Annotated in this window: 2 protein-coding genes; one reads left to right on the top strand and one right to left on the bottom strand. The window is 56.5% G+C overall.

Going from position 1 to position 2,444, the window contains the following annotated elements; genetic code table 11:
* Window positions 1-329 precede the first annotated feature (329 nt).
* Window positions 330-872, bottom strand: a complete 543-nt coding sequence (locus EUC46_RS12340; RefSeq protein WP_128774452.1) for a transposase — start codon at window positions 870-872, stop codon at window positions 330-332.
* Window positions 873-1,117: 245 nt separating this feature from the next.
* On the opposite strand from EUC46_RS12340, the gene EUC46_RS12335 reads away from it, so the two are divergent.
* Complete coding sequence (locus EUC46_RS12335; protein WP_128774451.1) at window positions 1,118-2,200, top strand: virulence RhuM family protein; 1,083 nt, start codon at window positions 1,118-1,120, stop codon at window positions 2,198-2,200.
* Window positions 2,201-2,444: the final 244 nt, after the last annotated feature.

Here is a 2,444-nt window from a genome sequence, read left to right as displayed (position 1 = left end):
CCCAGCCGAAAGAGCCAACGCCATGCTCAAGCACCTCAAAGCCCTCCAGAGAGTCACCCTCGACCCCAAGGCCATCACCACCATCACCGCCACCGCACTCGTCATCATCAACCTCAATAAAGACACCTGGTGAGAAAGGCTCAGTAGCCCACGACCTTCTTCGTGCAACAGTCCAGAACGGTTGCCGGGTAGACGAGCCCCGGCCCAGGTGCGGATATAGGTGATGTCGCCCACCCACTTCACACCAGGGGCAGGGGGTGCTGAAGTCTCGCTTGACCAGGTCTGGACGATCATCCAGGTCCTCGGGCGGGCACAGTGGTGCGGACTTCTCAGTGCGTGTAGTGCAGCGGGGCCCAGGTCGTGCATGATCGACCAGGCCGTGCCTGGGGCAGACGATCGTGCCTTTCCGACTCAAAATAGCGGCGATTCTCCGATAACCGCACCGGCCGTCTTGGCTCATCGAATTCGGCCTTGATGAGCACGCCGAGCTCTTTTTTCCTTGATGCCGACTGTGAGTCCCTTCGGTCACGCCATGAGTAGTAGCCGGACTCCCGGTACGCCTGCCCACCGGACTCATCGAAGCAATCGGATATCTGCCTTCTTCGCGATTGATAAGCTCGTACCGCTGACTCACCGCTGTTCTTTCGCAAGCCAGGCGGCTGCTTTTTTAGGAACTCGCATCCCTGACGCAGCTCGCGCAGTTCGTTCTTCAACCTCGCGATCTCAGCTGATTCTAAAGCAGCCTTGCTGTCTTCCTCGGTGGCATGTTCCCGTTTGTACTTGCCGATCCAGTTGCGCACTGTTTGCGGCACCAAATCATAAGACGAGGCAACCTCTGTCACCGACCGCCCCTTCTCGATGACCTCGAGCACGACCTGCTCCTAGCAGCTCACCAGAATACTTCGCCCTAGACATGACTCCATCCCATCGGATCAAAGGAGAACAAAATCTCCCAGTGTCCGAAAAACGCCACTCACCCCAGAGAACAAAATACTGGACGCATTCGACCAGGTAATCCCATTCGCTGCGACAGCCAAATTTCGTGTCACACAATAAATAAAACGCAGGCTCTCGCCTAATATGCATACATATCATCCGCACGGGGTATGATAGATTCATGACACAGGACGCCGTGCCACCAAATCGCCCAGACAAACTCATTCGCAACTCAACCGCCGAGTTCCTCATCTTCATCGCCCAAGAGGGCGCTGATTCGATCCAGGCGCGCTACGAAGATGAGACACTCTGGTTAACCAAGCAGCTCATGGCGGAACTGTTCGGCACGACCCGAGCCAATGTCTCGATCCACCTCCGCAACATCTATGAGTCCGGAGAATTGACGGAAGTGGCAACCTGTAAAGAATTTTTACAGGTTCGAACCGAAGGCTCACGTCAAGTCAACAGGCGCGTCCCTCACTACAATCTTGATGCCATCATATCTGTCGGCTACCGTGTCAACTCGGTCCGAGCCACCCAGTTCCGCCAGTGGGCAACACGAGTGCTGCGCGACTTCGCCATCCGTGGTTACGTTATCGACCGAGAGCGCATGGCCAATGGCACATTCCTGAGTGAGGACTACTTCGAGCGACTCCTGGAAGAGCTCCGCGAGATACGGCTGTCTGAACGACGTTTCTACCAGAAGGTCACGGACATCTACGCCACCAGCGTGGACTACAACCGCGATGCTCCCACTACAAAACGCTTCTTTGCCACTGTCCAGAACAAGCTGCACTACGCAGTCCACGGGCACACCGCCGCCGAACTGATCCGTGAGCGCGCTGACGCCGACCGCCCTCACATGGGACTGACCACTTGGGGTAGTAGCCCAGACGGAAAGATCCTGCGAGGTGACGTCACGATAGGCAAGAACTACTTGACCCGCGAGGAACTTGAGGATCTTGGCCGACTCGTCAACTCCTTCCTTGATCTCGCCGAATCGCGTGCTCGACGCCACATCCCCATGACCATGGAAGACTGGGCCAAGCGGTTAGATGCCTTCCTCGATCTCGACGATCGCCAGGTTTTAGAAGGCGCCGGCCATATCTCGAAGGCCCAAGCTGACGACTACGCCTTGAGCGAGTTCGAGCGATTCCGTCTCATCCAAGACCGCCGCTACGTCAGCGATTTCGACCGGCTTCAAGAGGATGCGGCTGGCGGGACCGCTCGTTCAGCCATCTCTGATACACCAGAAGGAGACTGAGGGAAAGTATGCCCAAAGGCGACGACGTTGACAACGAGATTGAGCGTATTGAATCACGCTTACTGCAGGAACATCTGATTCGATCGAACTGCTCGAATGGAGACGGCCCGTGGACTATGGCCGGCTTTAAACAAGATCGTTGTCGGGGGGCGTTGTTGGTAGGTGTTCGAAGTCGTAGTCAAAGGTGCGGCTGGTGATGTAGTCAAGGAACGCGTCGTATGTTTGTTCGGGGGTGTCGCGCTGG

Source organism: Actinomyces oricola (assembly GCF_004104015.1).
GTDB lineage: Bacteria > Actinomycetota > Actinomycetes > Actinomycetales > Actinomycetaceae > Actinomyces > Actinomyces oricola.
The sequence above is the reverse complement of the archived record's forward strand: the minus strand, read 5'-3'. Positions and strand labels throughout refer to the sequence as shown.